This window comes from Pseudomonas sp. P7758, from assembly GCF_013386485.1.
GTDB lineage: Bacteria > Pseudomonadota > Gammaproteobacteria > Pseudomonadales > Pseudomonadaceae > Aquipseudomonas.
The window spans coordinates 1-15,725 of sequence record NZ_JACARS010000085.1; the positions used below are offsets into that span (position 1 = coordinate 1).

Genomic DNA, 15,725 nt, shown 5'->3' on the forward strand with positions numbered 1-15,725 from the left:
GTAAGAGCGAAACCATAAGCAGCCGTTACCTAAATAACGGATATGTACCCAGCCCTCAGGACTTCAGCGCCTTCTTCGGATAAATGTCATACCGACTGGACTTCCCATCCAACGCATGACTCGGCTTAACCCCCTCAATACAAGGCGCCTTACGCGGCCGCTTGACCACCACACGATGACTGGCCAAAGCCAACGCCGCCGCCAACAACGCCGGCGCATCCGGATCATCCCCCACCAGCGGCCGAAACAACCTCATCTCCTTCTTCACCAACGCCGTCTTCTCCCGATGCGGAAACATCGGATCCAGATAAATCACCTGAGGCGGCTCCCCCTCCCAATCGCGCATCACCTCAATGGAGTTGCCCTTGAGCAACCTCATCCGCGCCACAATCGGCGCCACCTCAAAATCCTCTGCACCTCGCGCCAAGCCATCTTCCAGCAACGCCCCAATCAACGGCTGGCGTTCAATCAGGCTCATCTCGCAACCCAGGCTGGCCAACACAAATGCATCCTTTCCCAACCCAGCGGTAGCATCCAGCACCCTGGGCCGCACGCCCTGTGCCACACCCACCGCCTTGGCAATCATTTGCCCGCTGCCGCCGCCATACAGACGCCGGTGCGCCGCCCCACCCTCCACAAAATCCACCCGCACCGGCCCCGGCGCCTCAGGCCCCAGCTGTTGCAACTGCAGCCCCTGCTCCCCCACCTGCAAGGCAAAGTCCGCCTCATCCAGTTGCAAAGGCAACCCCAGCTGCTCGGCCCAGTGCTGCGCACGCGCCTGAAAACCTTCGGCCAAGGCCTCGACCCGAATGCGGCTGGCCGCTGGTTGTTCGCTCATCGGTGACTACGCTCAAAAATATTAAGGATCGGCAAAAAGCGGCCGATAAAAAAAAGGATCCGGCATTTTGCCAGAGCTGAGCGACGATCGAGAGAAATGTCAGACATTCCTTCGCTATTCACCGGTGTACTGCCGACCCACAACCACTTCGGCCTGCGCAATACCCAAGCGCTGGCCGGCGTCAGTCATGTGTGGCAGGACTTCTTCGCCCAGGCGTTGGCCGAACAGCTCGGCGACACGCCGGGCGCGCTCGCCAAGTCGGTGGCGAAACCTGTGGACCCGGCGGTAGAACCCAGCGAAGGAAGTGACCTGCTGTCACAGATCGTCACCCAGCGCGCCTGTGATGTGACAGACACCGAGATCGCCCCGCCCGAGCCGCTGTTCCTGCCTATCGCCGAATTCGAACTGGAACTGCTGCCACCGGCCCCGCCACCGTACCCGGCGGAAGAAGTGGTCGCCCAGCAAAAGCAGCAAAACTTCGAAAGCGCCTGGGTGCGCCCGATCGTCCTGACCGCCGGCCAACCGCTGCCCGAACCGGGTCCCGCGCCGCAACCACGCCCGCTGCATTTGCCGATCGCCGAATTCGAACTGGACCTGCTGCCACCACCACCGCCACCGTTCCCGGCAGAAGAGCTGGTTGAGCAACAGAAAGCCCTGGATTTCGACAGCCGCTGGGCGCGTCCGCTGATCCTGCACAACCTGCGCCTGGCCGCCTGACCCTCAGCGACACACCCACCACCGACCCATGTCCAGATGAAAGTGATTACGGTGGGCGGCGTTGTAATCCGGGCTCAACACCACATTGAAATCCTTGCAGGCGCCATCGCGCACTTGCCGCAGGAAGCGCGCACGCTCGCCGTCACCCGGCCAATCCTTGAGCACACTGATGGTGCGCCCGTCCGCCAGGCGAAACCCGGCGATATCCAACGCATTGGCCGACGCATGCTGGCTGAGTCGTCCGTTGGCGCGGTTGTAGATATTGCGACAGGCAAAGCTGCCCAGGTGATCGACCCGCGTCACTGCCTGGCCAAACACCGCCTGGGCCGCTGGTTGCAGGCTATGGCGCTCGAACAGGGCGAACGCCACGGCCAGCGGGCAACTGGCGAGAAAGCTGCTGCTCAAGCCGACATCAGCGCCTTGGACCCGCAATGTATTGCGCAGCGGGCAAGCCGCGTCGGCAGGGCTGTCCGCCTGATGGGCGACCCGCAGCCCGGAGGTCTTCAGCACTTGGTCACATAGGGCAGGATCATCCTGCAAACGCCCAAGCTTGAATCGGGTCAGCAGGTTCGGGCTTGCCCGCACGTCCAGCGGCGCCCACGGGTTCCACTCATCGGGCAGCGGCACCCAGCCCCGCCACACGCCAACCAACACACCACCTGCCAACACCAGCAGCACGCCCAGCACCTTGAAGAAACGCACGCCTCAGCCCTTGAACAGTTGATTGGCCTGGCTGAACGGCATCGAGCGCTCAGTGAAGGTAAACGTGCCCAACTCATGAACCTCCTGGGCCGCCCTGAAGAACTCGCCATAAGCCGCCAGGGCCATGGCCGAGCCGACGCTGATGCGCTTGACGCCCATCTCGCTCAACTGCGCCACGCTGAGTTTCAGGGCGCCTGACATCAAGATATTCACGGGCTTGGGTGCAACCGCCTTCACCACCGCCAATACTTCCTCGGCACTGCGCAGGGCCGGTGCATAGAGCACGTCGGCGCCAGCTTCGGCGTAGGCCTGCAGGCGGCGAATGGTGTCGGGCAAATCCAGCCGGCCATGCAGGAGGTTTTCCGCGCGGGCGGTCAGCGTGAAGGGGAATGGCAAACTGCGGGCAGCGGCGACTGCGGCTTCGACGCGCTCCACGGAAAGGTCAAAGGGATAGATCGGGTCGACGGCAATTCCGGTGGCGTCTTCGATGGAGCCACCGACAATCCCAGTCGCTGCCGCCCGCAGGATAGTCTTGGCGCAGCCTTCAGGGGTGTCACTGAAGCAGTTTTCCAGGTCGGCGGCGACGGGCAGCGAGGTCGCCTGGACGATCGCCCCGGCATTGCCCAAGGTGTCTTCCAGGGACAACGCACCTTCGGCATCCGGGCGGCCGAGGCTGAAGGCAAAGCCGGCGCTGGTGGTGGCCAGGGCTTCAAACCCCAGGCTGGCGAGCATTTTTGCGGAGCCGGCATCCCATGGATTGGGCATCACGAACGCGCGGTCACGCTCATGCAGGGCCTTGAAGGTTTCGGCGCGAAGGGTTTGGGCATCCATGACTGACTCCTGTCGGGAAAAGGAGCCTTAGAGTAACCCCAGTTGCTCCGCTGCGGGTTCTCGATGCAGGGTGGGCAATGCCGGCAAGCCGGGCAAGCGCAGCATCAATTTCTCATGAAAGCGCAAGGCCAGTTGGGCGGCCAGGCGGTTGTCGGAAGTGTGAAGAAACACGTAGGGCGTACGCCCCTCTTCGATCCAGCCGGCGACCTTTTCAATCCAGGGCACCAGGAACGGATCATTGGCTTCCAACTCCGGATGGCCGATAAAGCGCACTTGCGGAAACTGCGTCAGCGCCGCCGGGCGAGGCGGCACCTTGGGCTTTTTCGATTGGGCGTGCAGCACGGCTGCCGAGGTGGAGGTGCAACTGAACAACGCACGCGGGTCCAGGCAGATGCGCTCGACACCGCGGTCGCGCAGCAAGCGGTTGAGACTGCGCTCGGCGTCGCCCTTGGCGAAAAATTCCGAGTGACGCACCTCCACCGCCAACGGTCGCTCCAGCCCGTCGATAAACCCGGCCAACTCACCCAGGCGCTGCGGGGTAAAACTGGCCGGCAGCTGCAGCCACAACGGCGAAATACGCTCGCCCAACGGGCTCATCAACCCCAGGAAACTTTCCGCCGCCGGCAACTGCTCGATCAGGTTGCCGCTGTGGCTGATATCCCCCGGAAACTTGGCCGTGAAGCGAAAATGCTCGGGCATGATTTCAGCCCAGCGCTGCACGGTAGCGACGGAAGGACGGGCGTAGAACGTGGTGTTGCCCTCGACGGCGTTGAAGACCTGGGAATACAGGGCAAGGTAATCGCTGGAGCGGGCGTCGGCGGGATACAGGTATTCGCGCCAGGCGTTTTCACTCCAGGACGGACAACCGAGGTAGTAAGGCAACAGCATCAGATATGGATATCGAGGCCCAGCACTTCCATATCCCATTCGACAAAGCCGGCAGTGGTCAGGTAGCTGGCCAGGGCATTGGCGACGTTTTTGCTCATGGAGCGCGGGAAGATCATGTCTTGCTGGCGGGCAGGAACGCCGCTGGTGCGTGCACCGCCGGAACCCTGGGAACGGGTTGAAACAGCAGTGTTGTCGGACTGGATTTCAACAAAATCGGGCGAGTCTTCGACGGAGTCGTCTACCGTCACGTTCGCCTTGCGAGGCTTGCGCTTGAGGGGGTAGGACTGTGATGAAAAGCCGTCTATGCGCATACATGCGAACTCGGTATCGGTGATGGCATTTTAGTGGCGCTTTCCATGGCGCGCAAATGCTCTGGTGATAACTAGAACACATAATTGGTAAAAGGTTTAAAAGCGCGGGCAAATTCTGACGATTGGCTATTTTTGTCTGAAATTGCCCGCACTTTTGACGTCAAATAATCCCGCGTTCAGCCTTGGTCTGCGCCACTTTATCCCGCAGGTACACGGGCGCCGCCTGGTCCGCCGGAATCGCCTCGCCTCGCTCCCAGGCAAAGCGTGCCAGGGCCAGCAGGTCTTCGGCGTGGGGCAGCATCCCCGCATCCTGGTCGGCAAGCGTCACACCAATGCGCTCGCCGTAGCCCCAGCCGGTGCCAGCACCGAACCAGTCGCCGCTGGCATCGCCCGGCAACGCCGCCGCTTCAGGTGGCAGCACGGCCTCAGCGCCGATCAGGCGCATCTCGCCAGCGGTTTCGCGGTAGCAGCCCCAATACACTTCGTCCATGCGCGCATCGATGGCTGCTGCAACCTGGCTTGCACCGTGCTCGCGAAACGCGCGCTGCGCCAGCACCGCCAGGTTGGACACCGGCAATACCGGACGCTCCAGCGCAAACGCCAACCCCTGGACCACACCGATAGCGATGCGCACGCCGGTGAACGCGCCCGGGCCACGCCCGAATGCGATGGCGTCCACCGCCGACAAGGTGGTGCCCGCGTCCAGCAGCAATTGCTTGATCATCGGCAACAGCTTCTGCGCGTGCAGGCGCGGGATCACCTCGTAGTGGCTCGTAACCTTGCCATCGTGCAGCAGGGCAACGGAGCAAGCTTCAGTCGCGGTGTCCAGGGCCAGCAAGGTGCTCATCGGTGTATGCATCCACGTTGAAAAAAAGTGCGTCAGTATAAACAACAACGGCCCGCAAGCGGGCCGTTGTCAATCAAGCGGATGAACGATCAGATCAGCGCTTGCAGTACTTTGCCAGTGATGGCTTCAACCGAACCCACACCTTCGATGTGGCTGTACTTCGGCTTGCCCTGGGCGGCCGAGAGTTTCTGGTAGAAGTCCACCAGCGGCTTGGTCTGGGAATGGTAGACCGACAGGCGATGACGCACGGTCTCTTCGGTGTCGTCCTTACGCTGTACCAGGTCTTCGCCGGTAACATCGTCCTTGCCCGCGACTTTCGGCGGGTTGTAGACGATGTGGTAGACGCGGCCCGAGGCCTCGTGAACACGACGACCGGCAATACGCTGCACGATCTCTTCGTCTTCAACGGCGATTTCCACCACGTTGTCCAGCTCGACGCCGGCCTTCACCAGGGCTTCAGCCTGGGGAATGGTGCGCGGGAAGCCGTCGAACAGGAAACCGTTGTTGCAGTCTTCCTGGCTGATGCGTTCCTTGACCAGGTTGATGATCAGGTCATCGGAGACCAGGCCGCCGCTGTCCATCACGCTCTTGGCGATCAGGCCCAGCTCGGTGCCGGCCTTGACGGCCGCACGCAGCATGTCGCCGGTGGAGATTTGTGGAATGCCGAATTTTTCAGTGATGAACTTTGCCTGAGTACCTTTACCGGCCCCGGGAGCTCCCAGCAGAATGACGCGCATCGATGTGCTCCTCAATTTTTTATAGAGATGACGCTCGGATTCGCCGCGTGGGGCCAATCTCGGAAATTTTGGGTCCAGGCCGCACAAACGGCCAAAGGCTGATCAAGATACACAGCAGGCCCAAACCACACAAGCCGCCGAAAGTAGGAGAAACCCGCGCCGCGCTGGCTTTACAAGCAGGTACAACCCTGACAGCAAAACGCCGGTCGCCAATTTTACGGCGACCGGCGCGGGGTATCTGCAAGCTATTGAGAACACGCCATAAATGTCAGCCGGTGTTGCGCAAACCAGCGGCAATACCGGCCACAGACACCAGCAGCGCCTGTTCCAGAGGGCTGTCTTGTGCCGCTTCCTGTTGCCGCGATCGGGCCAGCAATTCGGCCTGCAGCAGGTGCAACGGGTCCAGGTAGGTGTTGCGCAGGCGGATGAACTCAAGCGTATCGGGGCTGTGGGCCAGCAGCTGAGACTGGCCAGTCAGGCCAAGCACCACACTGCACGCCTGCGACAATAGGTCGCGCAAGTGCGCACCCAATGGCAGCAGATCGGGCTGCACCAATCGCTCGTCATACAGCCGGGCGATGTCGGCGTCGGCCTTGGCTAGCACCATTTCCAGCATATCGATGCGGGTACGAAAGAACGGCCACTGCTCGCGCATCTGCCCCAGCAACTCGCCTTCGCCACGCTCCAGGGCATTGTTCAACGCCGCTTCCCAGCCGAGCCAGGCGGGCAGCATCAGGCGGGTCTGGGTCCAGCCGAAGATCCACGGGATCGCCCGCAGGCTTTCAATGCCACCAGCCCGGCGCTTGGCCGGACGACTGCCCAGGGGCAAGCGACCCAGTTCCTGCTCCGGGGTCGACTGGCGGAAATACTCGACGAACTGCGGATTTTCCCGCACCACGGCACGGTAAGCGCTGACACCGTCGGCGGCCAATTCGTCCATCAAGTGGCGCCAGGCCGGTTCCGGTGGTGGCGGTGGCAGCAAGGTTGCCTCCAGCACCGCCGCCAGGTACAGGTTGAGGTTTTGCTCGGCGATGTCCGGCAGGCCGAACTTGAAGCGGATCATCTCGCCCTGCTCAGTGGTGCGGAAACGCCCCGCTACCGAGCCCGGCGGCTGCGACAGGATCGCCGCGTGAGCCGGGCCGCCGCCGCGGCCTACGGTGCCGCCACGACCGTGGAACAGCAGCAGTTCGACTTGTTGTTCGCGGCAGATTTCCACCAGCCGTTCCTGGGCCCGGTATTGCGCCCAGGCGGCGGCGGTAGTGCCCGCGTCCTTGGCCGAATCCGAGTAGCCGATCATTACTTCCTGCGGGCCCTGCAGGCGGGCGCGGTAGCCCGGCAACAGCAGCAGTTTCTCGATCACCGGGCCGGCGTTGTCCAGGTCAGCCAGGGTCTCGAACAACGGCACCACACGCATCGGCCGTTGTACGCCGGACTCCTTGAGCAGCAGTTGCACGGCCAACACGTCCGACGCGGCGCCGGCCATGGAGATGACGTAGGAACCCAGGGACGCAGCCGGTGCGGCAGCGATTTCCTTACAGGTGTTCAGCACTTCGGCGGTGTCTGCCGAGGGTTTGAAGTAACCCGGCAACAAGGGGCGACGGTTGGCCAGTTCCTTCATCAGGAAGCTGATGCGCGCCTCTTCGTCCCAATCCTCGTACCGGCCAAGGCCCAGGTAGTCGGTGATTTCGGTCATGGCCGCGCAGTGGCGGGTGGAATCCTGACGTACGTCGAGGCGCACCAGGAACAGCCCGAACGTGACCGCCCGACGCAAGCAGTCCAGCAGCGGGCCGTCGGCAATCACGCCCATGCCGCAGCTATGCAGCGACTCGTAGCACAGTTGCAAAGGCTCGAGCAGGTCGCGGTTGTTTTGCAGCACATCGGCGGGCGCCGGCGTGGTGCTGGTCAACGAGGTGTGGGCCCATTGGCGTGTGGCGCGCAGCCGCTCACGCAATTGCTTGAGCAACGCCCGGTAAGGTTCGACGCTGTCACCCACCTTGGCCTGCAATGCCGGGCTGGCCTGTTGCATCGACAGTTCGGAGGCGAGGTGGTCGATGTCGCGCAAGTACAGGTCAGCCGCCATCCAGCGCGCCAGCAACAGCACTTCGCGCGTGACTGGGGCGGTGACGTTGGGGTTGCCGTCGCGGTCGCCGCCCATCCAGGAAGCGAAGCGAATCGGCGCGGCCTCCAGAGGCAGGCGCAGGCCGGTAGCCGCGTGCAAGGCGTGATCGGCCTTGCGCAAATAATTCGGGATGGCGTGCCACAACGAATGCTCGATCACCGCAAAGCCCCACTTGGCTTCGTCTACCGGCGTGGGCCGGGTGCGGCGGATTTCTTCGGTGTGCCAGGCTTCGGCGATCAGGCGTTGCAGGCGATTGCGGATCTGCTCGCGCTCGGCGGTGGTGAGGTCGCGGTGATCCTGCAGGGCCAGTTGTGCGGCGATGGCGTCGTATTTCTGGATCAGGGTGCGGCGGGCGACTTCGGTGGGGTGAGCGGTGAGCACCAGTTCGATTTCCAGCCGGCCCAACTGGCGCGCCAGGGATTCGCTGCTGTGGCCTTCACTCTGCAGGCGCGCCAGCAGTTCCGGCAGCACCCGCGACTCGAACGGCGCCGGGGTTGATTCATCACGGCGGTGGATCAACTGATACTGTTCGGCGATGTTGGCCAGGTTGAGAAACTGGTTGAAGGCCCGCGCCACCGGCAGCAGTTCGTCTTCCTTGAGTTGATTGAGGCTGGCGCTCAGCTCTTCGCCGGCCACCTGCTCCGAGGCCGCGCCACGGCGATCGGCCTTAGCGCCTTTACGGATCTGCTCGATCTTGTCGAGGAATTCATCGCCGTACTGTTCTCGAATCGTGTTGCCCAACAGTTCACCCAGCAGGTGAACATCCTCACGCAAACGTGCATCGATATCGCTCATCAGCCAATCTCCAGCAGAAAATCCGGGACGCTTTGATCTTCAAGAGTGCCGCCCACGGCGACGTCTTACAAGGAACTTTAAACCTTGTGAGTTGCAGCTAGTCTCAACAGTAAGCCGCAGCGTTATCCGCGCTGGCCGGCTGGTCACTCATCATCGCCCGCGTACCGTGGGCTCCATTGAGGTTGCCATGAAAATCCGAGAACTGGCCCAGCATTGGGAAGAAAACGCCAAGGGTCGCCTGACCAAAACCGAATACGCCATCCATCTGGACGTGGAAGCCGCCGCCAGGCTGGCGGCGATCTCCGAGATGTACCCCAAACGCCATACCGAAGAACTGCTCGGCGAGTTGATTGGCGCAGCCCTCGAAGAGCTGGAAGCGAGCTTTCCCTATATCAAGGGCAAGCAGGTGATTGCCACCGATGAGGAAGGCGATCCGCTGTATGAGGATGTCGGCCCAACCCCACGTTTTCTCAGCCTGTCACGGCGTTACCTACACGATTTGTCAGCTCAGTCCGACAAGCAGAAACACTAGTAAACCTGAGCCTCGAACCCCTTAACCTCCCGTATTCAGGGCCTCCCACAGGCCCTGGATACCGCTGCGCCATGCAAAAGTTCCAACTTTTAAACGCTGACCGTTCAGTCAAATATTTTTTTAGGCAAATCGCCATCTTCGCTGAACTATTCAAAAAAGCCTCCGGTCACAGCCAGTAAGCCATCACTTGGAACAGCCGTTTGAATAGGCGTCCTGAGCTAACCGCCGGGCCCCGCAGACACTGCAAGCCGGAGATGGATTTGATGTTTTTCAGGAGTTACCTAATGGAGTTGAAGACGATGAAGACCAGCACTGCCAAAACCTCGTTTAACCACCTGCGCGGGCTTAAATTGGCCGCGCTGGCAATCGGCACCAGCTTCGTACTGGCTGGCTGCGCCGGCAACCCGCCGACCGAGCAATACGCTGTGACCCAATCTGCGGTGAACAGCGCTGTCAGCGCCGGCGGTACCGAGTTCGCAGCCGTGGAGATGAAGTCTGCCCAGGACAAACTGAAGCAAGCTGAAATCGCCATGCACGACAAGAACTACGACGAAGCCCGTCGCCTGGCCGAACAGTCCGAGTGGGACGCTCGCGTAGCAGAGCGTAAAGCCCAGGCTGCCAAGGCCGAACAGGCTGTGAAGGATTCCCAGAAAGCTGTTCAGGAGCTGCGTCAGGAAGGCATGCGCCCGGCTGTGATCCAGCCGCAACAATAAGCCGCCGCCCCTGATTGCATTGCACCCGAAACCGAATTGAAAGGACGACACGACTATGCGTAAACAATTGATGATCCCTGCCCTGCTGGCGATGAGCGTTGCTCTGGCGGCTTGCTCCACCCCGCCGAACCAGAACCTGGAAAACGCTCGGACCAACTTCTCGGCCCTGCAAGCCAACCCGCAAGCTACCAAGGTAGCGGCGCTGGAAACCAAAGACGCCAGCGACTGGCTGGACAAGGCTGACAAGGCCTACCGCGACAAGGAAGACCAGAAGAAGGTCGACCAACTGGCCTACCTGACCAACCAGCGCGTTGAAGTGGCCAAGGACACCATCGTCCTGCGTGAGTCCGAAGCCAAGCTGAAAAACGCCGGTGACGAACGTGCCCGCGCCCTGCTGCAGGCCCGTGACGCGCAGATCAAGCAACTGCAAGACAGCTTGAACGCCAAGCAGACTGATCGCGGCACACTGGTGACCTTTGGTGACGTGCTGTTCGCCACCAACAAGTCAGACCTCAAGTCCAGCGGCCTGGTGAACATCACCAAGCTGGCGCAGTTCCTGCGCGATAACCCGGACCGTAAAGTGATCGTCGAAGGCTACACCGACAGCACCGGTTCCGACTCGTACAACCAGAGCCTGTCCGAGCGCCGCGCCGCTTCCGTACAGCGCGCACTGGCCAACCAGGGTGTGGATATCTCGCGCATCGTGACCCAGGGCTATGGCAAGGAATACCCGGTTGCCGATAACGGCAGCGTTTCGGGCCGCGCCATGAACCGCCGCGTTGAAGTGACCATCTCCAACGACAACCAGCCGGTCAAGCCACGTTCTTCGATGGCCAACTGATCGATTGATGCTGGAAAAAAAACCCACGTTACTGTGGGTTTTTTTTCGGGTCGTCGAACCGGACAGGTCGGTTGGGATCCTCGGCTGGTAGCTCTATCTTCCCGCCGTAGCCATGTTCCGACAGCTTGTCGAGCAAGTGCTTGAGCTTATGATCCTCGGCGTCGAGCATTTCCAGCTTCTCGTGCCCCCTGAGCATGTTCACCATGTTGCTTATTGCAGCAATATCTATCGCCACCTTCTCGCCCCGACTCGTGTAAATCACATCGCTTCTGTGGTGCGTTACGCAATACGGTTCCAGATATTTCCATCATCAACTACGACTGCACCGGAGGGCCCAGCCCGCACACCACGCCGCCCGCTCCGTCGCTGCATGATCGTTTGAGGCCGCATGAAAAATCCCGCCAAATGGCGGGATTCTTTTATTTGCAGGCCAGGAATCAAGAGGTCCCAGTGCGCTTCAAGAGCATCGGGTCAGTAGCTTACTGGCGCCGAGTTATCCTGCTCCGGAGCCGCCTGCCCTTTGAGTTGGGCCAGCTCCGCCTCGAGCCTCTTGAGCCTTTCCTCAAGGCTTTCTTCGCCCTGCGCGCCCTGTGCACCACCGCCTCCTTGGGCGATCTGGTTCTTCAACTTCTGAATCTCTTGTTCCAATTGCTGAAGTCGCGAATCACCTCCCCCCGCACCGGCAGTGAATGGGGAAGACGAGTTGTTTACGCGAGGAATGTCCATTCAAGTGACTCCAAATTAAGTATCCGAGATAACCGATCCAGCGCTGCTGGCCAGTACGGAATCTGTGGCAATCCACTTAAAATGGTTCCAGACCTTTCCCACTTGACTCGCGCTACTGCTCCAATTGCGGCGTTTCCTGCCCCATGCAACGCACTGCCTGCTTCTTGCTGTTGACCAGTACGCCGGTCAGCCCTTTCTGTTCGGTATCAAACAGCACCAGTACGCCATCAACGCATTGCGCCACCTGGACGGCCGGGGTCAGGGAGATTTTGTAATCCTCGCCCGGCACGGTCTTGAGCATGGTGAAGTCGCTGAGCAGCAACGCATCCTCGGGCTTGGCGAAGTGCAAATAGCCGTAGTACCACAGGCAGCCAACGGTACCGATGATGGTGCCGATGCCGGTGAGGATCAGGGGGATCATGTTGCGTTCTTCGCTCATTGCGGGTTCTCTGCGTTGGAGTTCGGGGCCGCCGGGTAATTGGGGATTTCCCCCAGGCGGCGCAGCCCGTTGAAATGCTGGGGGTCGTCCAGGTAGCGCAGCATCACGGTTTGCCAGGTCTTGTCGGCAAAGGTTTGCACGTGGCCACCCCGGGTCAGTTGCAGCACCCGCGGTGGCGGCGCAGCCTGATACAGACGAATGCCGTTGGAGAGCGGCACGATCGGGTCATCCAGGCTATGGAATAACAATTTCGGCACGCCGGTCAGTCGGGGCATGGCGTTGATCGCACTGTCGCCGTCCGGCACCAGCCACGACAACGGCACCTGGAACGGCCATGTTAGCCAGGAGGTGCTGAGGGCGAATTGTCCTACGTCACGATAACTGGCCGGCACACCATCCAGTACCAGCGCCTTGAGCTGCGGCTGACGTTCGGGATGTTCCGCCAGGTAGTGCACCACTAGCGCGCCGCCCAGGCTTTGGCCGAGCACGATCAGTGGCTGGCCCTGGGTTTCGGGGGCGTTGTCGATCCACTTGAAAGCGGCGTCGATGTCCTGGTAAACCGCCGGCAGCGAAGGTTCGCCTTCGGACAACCCGTAGCCGCGATAGTCCACCAACAGCACTTGATAGCCCTGCTCCGGCAGCCACCAGCTGCCGCCGAGGTGCCAGGCGAGATTGCCGCCATTGCCGTGCAGGTGCAGCACCGTGCCCTTGAGCGGCACGCCGGCCTTGGCCGGCAGCCACCAGGCGTGGAGCTTCAGGCCATCGGCGGTGGTCAATGTGACGTCACGGTATTGCAGGTGCGCCTTTTCCGGGGTGAACGGCATGCCGCGCTCCGGATAGAACAATAAGGAGCTGCAGCCGTTAAGGGTCAGTAGCAGGCAAAGAATGCCGAGGATTCTCATCCGTTGAAGCCTCGTGAATGGGTTGGGAACAATCCTGAAGACCTATGGAGATCAAAGGTGGGAGCGGGCTTGCTCGCGAATGCGGTGATTCAGTAACCACATCTGTTGCTGATACACCGCATTCGCGAGCAAGCCCGCTCCCACATTTTGACTGAGTTCCTTCAGAGATATCGTTAAAGGATATTGGAGTAATCCGCCTCGATCCGGTCCAGGCTCAAATGGTTGAGGAAGTTGGAGAAACACATCCACGCCGCCAACGCATTCATGTCGCGGAATTGATCCGGCAGGTATTTGGGTGGCACCACCAGGCCTTCGTCCACCAGTTGGCGCAGGGTACGCATGTCTTCCAGGGTGGTCTTGCCGCAGAACAACAACGGCACTTGCTCCAGCTTGCCTTTGCGCACGGCCAACTGAATGTAGTTGTAAACCATGATAAAGCCCTTGAGGTAGGACAAATCCTTGGTAAACGGCAGACCCGTAGGCGTCGACCCACGGAAAACCCGGCTGGCGTTGCCGTAGCTTTCCGCCATCTCAAAGCCCTGCTCACGGAAGAACTCGAACACCTGCAGGAAGTCGGCTCCCTGCTCCACCATATGAATGGCGCGAGTGCGGTTGGTCAGCTTGCGCAGACGGCTGGGGTAGGAGGCGAAGGTGATGATTTCCATCAGGATCGCCAGGCCTTCCTGGGTCACGGTCGACGAGGGCGGGCCCTTGGACAGGAAGGTGCAGATCGGCTGGTTTTGCCCATTGAGGGTGGTGCCCACGTGCACCAGGCCTTCATGGACCTCCAGGGCGCGCACGTCGCGGTCGTTGAACATCGCGTCGGCGCGGATCTTGATGTAGTCCGCACCTGCCGCCGCATCCGCCACGATACCGTCGGACTCGAACACCCGGATGGTTTCCTCGGCCTCGCCGAATACCTTGTTCAGGCGGCTCTGCAGCAGGTTGACGGCATCCTTGGCGGTCAGGGTCTTGGCTTCGTCCTTGAGGTCGCCACGGCCATCGATATTGTTCAGGTAGTCCGACATCATCAGGCCGAGGTCGGCCAGGGTCGGGTCACCGGCATGGAACGCATCGGAAGCGGCGCCGTACAGCTCCTGGGAGATCAGGCCGAAATCCTCGGTGCCCCGCGCTTCGAGCATGCGCACCACCATGCGGTATTCCTTGCACATGCGCCGCATGATCTGCCCGACCGGGTTGAACTGGCCAAGCTGGCGGGTGATGTCGCGCTCGATGTTCTGGAACTCCAGCTTCACCGCGCTGGAATCGAACGACAGCGGCCGGGTCAGGTAGTAGTCGCGGTCCACCGCCGGCATTTCCTTGCCCTTGGCCTTGAGGAATCCCTGGCGAATATTCTCGTCCCACTTCACGGCGTCGAGGACGCGAATCGGTGTTTGCGCCAGCACAATGCGATCGGACAAGGCGCGTATCGTCTGCTGGTAATCGTCCACCCGTTACTTCCTCTTTAAACGTTATTTGCCTGCACGCTGGTAGCGCACGGCTTCGACGAACACATCGGCATTGGCCGGATCATCCAGGTACGCAAATACCCGGGCCATGGAACTGTCGATCAACACACCGGCACCCTCGACGGTTTCGACGGTGCTGCCACTCAGGACCTTCTGGCCGACCGCCTGGTGGACCTGATCCAGGTCGAGGTTGTAGACCACCAGCTCGTGCTCATCATTCAATTCGAACCCGGCGAGGATGTAATGCCCGCCGAACCTGGCCGGCAATGGCGCCGACAGATACCAGCGGCTGCCATGCCGGGAAACCGTGAACAGGTATTCATCCCGCTGGCCCGGCTTGGCCTTAGGGTAGCTCACGGCTTTGTAGCGGTGCTCACCGACGCGGCTGATTTGCAGGTTGAGCGGCTCACCCCAGGCGTTTTTACTGGCCCATTTGCCAAGCAGACCATCAGGCGCCGCCTCGCTGGCGGGCAACGGGTCCTTGAAGGTCACCAGGCAACCGCTGAGCAACAGGAACGACAAGGCGATCACGACGACGCGCCAGGCTTTCATTGGACAATCCCCTGTGTCAGACCGAAGCCAACACCAAATGCATGTAACGCTTGAGGATCTCAAGCATTTCTTCGCTGGTCAGAGGCTCTGCGCCGCCCAGCAGGCCCTGATATTCCATCCGACCGATAATCGCCGTCAACACTTTGGCATCCTGTTGCGGCTCGCGGGAACCCAATACCTGGAAAAACTGGCAAGTGCCCTGCAGCAGGATTTGCTGGTGGGAGCGCACCAGCTCGGCCAGGCGCGGGTTCAGCAGCGCTTCCTGGCGAAACGCCTGCTCGGCCATCAGGTGCTCACGGCGGTTGAGCAATTGGCGTTGCACGTAATCGGCGGTCAGGCGCGCGATGTCATCGGCCAGTTGCGAGCGCGACTGCGGGCTGCCGTCGCCATAAGCCACCATCTCGCGCAGCAGGCCTTCGTTACGCACCCACAACTTGCCCATGAACGCGGCGCTGCGCTCCACATATTGGGCGAAGGTATCGGTGAGCAGGTCGTCGATGTCCTTGAAGTAATAGGTGGTGGCCGACAACGGCACACCGGCTTCCGCCGCCACCGCACGGTGACGCACGGCACGCACGCCTTCGCGTACCACGATGCGCATCGCTGCATCGAGAATGTCCTGCCTGCGCTGCTCACTGCCCCGGCGACTGGCCTTGCGGCCCTGGTACTGAACACTTTCAGCCACGGCAGCGGCAATGCCGGCGGCACCCTTTTGAGCCATTACGCGGTTCACGACGGATCTTCCTCCACAGTGTGACGCGGAGCG

General features: G+C 61.2%; 19 protein-coding genes. 4 read left to right on the forward strand and 15 right to left on the reverse strand.

Annotated features, from left to right (window positions below):
* Positions 1–55 precede the first annotated feature (55 nt).
* Positions 56–838 carry a class I SAM-dependent methyltransferase gene (locus HX873_RS19030; protein ID WP_003219204.1) on the reverse strand — a complete coding sequence of 261 codons (783 nt, stop codon included), beginning with the start codon at positions 836–838 and terminating at the stop codon, positions 56–58.
* A 96-nt stretch (positions 839–934) separates the two neighbouring features.
* On the opposite strand from HX873_RS19030, the gene HX873_RS19035 reads away from it, so the two are divergent.
* Positions 935–1,555 (forward strand): hypothetical protein, encoded by a 621-nt coding sequence (locus HX873_RS19035; RefSeq protein WP_032898688.1) that lies wholly within the window; start codon positions 935–937, stop codon positions 1,553–1,555.
* Positions 1,556–1,558: 3 nt separating this feature from the next.
* Here the strand turns inward: HX873_RS19035 and HX873_RS19040 are convergent, their stop codons facing one another.
* The 7 genes from HX873_RS19040 to ppc all read right to left on the reverse strand — a co-directional run bounded on the left by HX873_RS19040 (position 1,559) and on the right by ppc (position 8,785).
* The gene (locus tag HX873_RS19040) at positions 1,559–2,257 is read right to left on the reverse strand and encodes an extensin family protein (RefSeq protein WP_087695213.1); all 699 of its coding nucleotides are present in this window, start codon (positions 2,255–2,257) and stop codon (positions 1,559–1,561) included.
* Positions 2,258–2,260: 3 nt separating this feature from the next.
* Positions 2,261–3,088 (reverse strand): oxaloacetate decarboxylase, encoded by an 828-nt coding sequence (locus HX873_RS19045; protein ID WP_177069467.1) that lies wholly within the window; start codon positions 3,086–3,088, stop codon positions 2,261–2,263.
* A gap of 27 nt (positions 3,089–3,115) precedes the next feature.
* The gene (locus HX873_RS19050) at positions 3,116–3,976 is read right to left on the reverse strand and encodes a DUF72 domain-containing protein (RefSeq protein WP_003219211.1); all 861 of its coding nucleotides are present in this window, start codon (positions 3,974–3,976) and stop codon (positions 3,116–3,118) included.
* Positions 3,976–4,287 (reverse strand): hypothetical protein, encoded by a 312-nt coding sequence (locus HX873_RS19055; protein WP_003219213.1) that lies wholly within the window; start codon positions 4,285–4,287, stop codon positions 3,976–3,978. Before HX873_RS19055 ends, HX873_RS19050 begins: the two co-directional genes overlap by 1 nt.
* Positions 4,288–4,447: 160 nt before the next feature.
* Positions 4,448–5,134: a tRNA (adenosine(37)-N6)-threonylcarbamoyltransferase complex dimerization subunit type 1 TsaB gene (gene tsaB, locus HX873_RS19060; protein WP_102368216.1), complete on the reverse strand. Its 687-nt coding sequence runs from the start codon at positions 5,132–5,134 to the stop codon at positions 4,448–4,450.
* Positions 5,135–5,223: 89 nt separating this feature from the next.
* Positions 5,224–5,871 carry an adenylate kinase gene (adk, locus tag HX873_RS19065; RefSeq protein WP_177123044.1) on the reverse strand — a complete coding sequence of 216 codons (648 nt, stop codon included), beginning with the start codon at positions 5,869–5,871 and terminating at the stop codon, positions 5,224–5,226.
* 268 nt (positions 5,872–6,139) lie between these two features.
* Positions 6,140–8,785: a phosphoenolpyruvate carboxylase gene (gene ppc, locus HX873_RS19070; RefSeq protein WP_102368213.1), complete on the reverse strand. Its 2,646-nt coding sequence runs from the start codon at positions 8,783–8,785 to the stop codon at positions 6,140–6,142.
* Between the two features lie 187 nt (positions 8,786–8,972).
* Here ppc and HX873_RS19075 point away from each other — a divergent pair, with 187 nt between their 5' ends.
* The 3 genes from HX873_RS19075 to HX873_RS19085 all read left to right on the forward strand — a co-directional run bounded on the left by HX873_RS19075 (position 8,973) and on the right by HX873_RS19085 (position 10,871).
* The gene (locus HX873_RS19075) at positions 8,973–9,317 is read left to right on the forward strand and encodes a hypothetical protein (protein ID WP_003219222.1); all 345 of its coding nucleotides are present in this window, start codon (positions 8,973–8,975) and stop codon (positions 9,315–9,317) included.
* Between the two features lie 284 nt (positions 9,318–9,601).
* Positions 9,602–10,030: a DUF4398 domain-containing protein gene (locus HX873_RS19080; RefSeq protein ID WP_003219226.1), complete on the forward strand. Its 429-nt coding sequence runs from the start codon at positions 9,602–9,604 to the stop codon at positions 10,028–10,030.
* Between the two features lie 55 nt (positions 10,031–10,085).
* On the forward strand, positions 10,086–10,871 hold the full coding sequence (locus HX873_RS19085) for an OmpA family protein (RefSeq protein WP_003219227.1): 786 nt from the start codon (positions 10,086–10,088) through the stop codon (positions 10,869–10,871).
* Between the two features lie 28 nt (positions 10,872–10,899).
* Here the strand turns inward: HX873_RS19085 and HX873_RS19090 are convergent, their stop codons facing one another.
* From HX873_RS19090 to HX873_RS19120, 7 genes are all read right to left on the reverse strand, one after another.
* Entirely contained in the window at positions 10,900–11,133 is a 234-nt protein-coding gene (locus tag HX873_RS19090) for a hypothetical protein (RefSeq protein ID WP_008431103.1), read from the reverse strand.
* A gap of 209 nt (positions 11,134–11,342) precedes the next feature.
* Entirely contained in the window at positions 11,343–11,597 is a 255-nt protein-coding gene (locus tag HX873_RS19095; protein WP_003219231.1) for a FlxA-like family protein, read from the reverse strand.
* Between the two features lie 112 nt (positions 11,598–11,709).
* Entirely contained in the window at positions 11,710–12,036 is a 327-nt protein-coding gene (locus HX873_RS19100) for a hypothetical protein (RefSeq protein WP_177123045.1), read from the reverse strand.
* Entirely contained in the window at positions 12,033–12,938 is a 906-nt protein-coding gene (locus tag HX873_RS19105) for an alpha/beta hydrolase (protein ID WP_087695216.1), read from the reverse strand. The genes HX873_RS19100 and HX873_RS19105 overlap by 4 nt, the downstream gene beginning before the upstream one ends.
* 173 nt (positions 12,939–13,111) lie before the next feature.
* Positions 13,112–14,389: a flavohemoglobin expression-modulating QEGLA motif protein gene (locus HX873_RS19110; RefSeq protein ID WP_003219237.1), complete on the reverse strand. Its 1,278-nt coding sequence runs from the start codon at positions 14,387–14,389 to the stop codon at positions 13,112–13,114.
* 21 nt (positions 14,390–14,410) lie between these two features.
* A complete protein-coding gene (locus HX873_RS19115) occupies positions 14,411–14,959 on the reverse strand; it encodes a hypothetical protein (RefSeq protein WP_008431109.1) in 549 nt (182 codons plus the stop codon).
* Positions 14,960–14,975: 16 nt separating this feature from the next.
* Positions 14,976–15,692, reverse strand: coding sequence for a TetR/AcrR family transcriptional regulator (locus HX873_RS19120; RefSeq protein ID WP_023659125.1), 717 nt, complete (start codon positions 15,690–15,692; stop codon positions 14,976–14,978).
* Positions 15,693–15,725 lie beyond the last annotated feature (33 nt).

Bases quoted from the DNA above. Each gene is read 5' to 3' on its own strand.
- adk (WP_177123044.1), bottom strand. From the start codon at position 5,871: ATGCGCGTCATTCTGCTGGGAGCTCCCGGGGCCGGTAAAGGTACTCAG.
- HX873_RS19080 (WP_003219226.1), top strand. From the start codon at position 9,602: ATGGAGTTGAAGACGATGAAGACCAGCACTGCCAAAACCTCGTTTAAC.
- HX873_RS19055 (WP_003219213.1), bottom strand. From the start codon at position 4,287: ATGCGCATAGACGGCTTTTCATCACAGTCCTACCCCCTCAAGCGCAAG.
- HX873_RS19045 (WP_177069467.1), bottom strand. From the start codon at position 3,088: ATGGATGCCCAAACCCTTCGCGCCGAAACCTTCAAGGCCCTGCATGAG.
- HX873_RS19030 (WP_003219204.1), bottom strand. From the start codon at position 838: ATGAGCGAACAACCAGCGGCCAGCCGCATTCGGGTCGAGGCCTTGGCC.
- HX873_RS19105 (WP_087695216.1), bottom strand. From the start codon at position 12,938: ATGAGAATCCTCGGCATTCTTTGCCTGCTACTGACCCTTAACGGCTGC.
- HX873_RS19035 (WP_032898688.1), top strand. From the start codon at position 935: ATGTCAGACATTCCTTCGCTATTCACCGGTGTACTGCCGACCCACAAC.
- tsaB (WP_102368216.1), bottom strand. From the start codon at position 5,134: ATGAGCACCTTGCTGGCCCTGGACACCGCGACTGAAGCTTGCTCCGTT.
- HX873_RS19050 (WP_003219211.1), bottom strand. From the start codon at position 3,976: ATGCTGTTGCCTTACTACCTCGGTTGTCCGTCCTGGAGTGAAAACGCC.
- ppc (WP_102368213.1), bottom strand. From the start codon at position 8,785: ATGAGCGATATCGATGCACGTTTGCGTGAGGATGTTCACCTGCTGGGT.
- HX873_RS19085 (WP_003219227.1), top strand. From the start codon at position 10,086: ATGCGTAAACAATTGATGATCCCTGCCCTGCTGGCGATGAGCGTTGCT.
- HX873_RS19095 (WP_003219231.1), bottom strand. From the start codon at position 11,597: ATGGACATTCCTCGCGTAAACAACTCGTCTTCCCCATTCACTGCCGGT.
- HX873_RS19115 (WP_008431109.1), bottom strand. From the start codon at position 14,959: ATGAAAGCCTGGCGCGTCGTCGTGATCGCCTTGTCGTTCCTGTTGCTC.
- HX873_RS19100 (WP_177123045.1), bottom strand. From the start codon at position 12,036: ATGAGCGAAGAACGCAACATGATCCCCCTGATCCTCACCGGCATCGGC.
- HX873_RS19075 (WP_003219222.1), top strand. From the start codon at position 8,973: ATGAAAATCCGAGAACTGGCCCAGCATTGGGAAGAAAACGCCAAGGGT.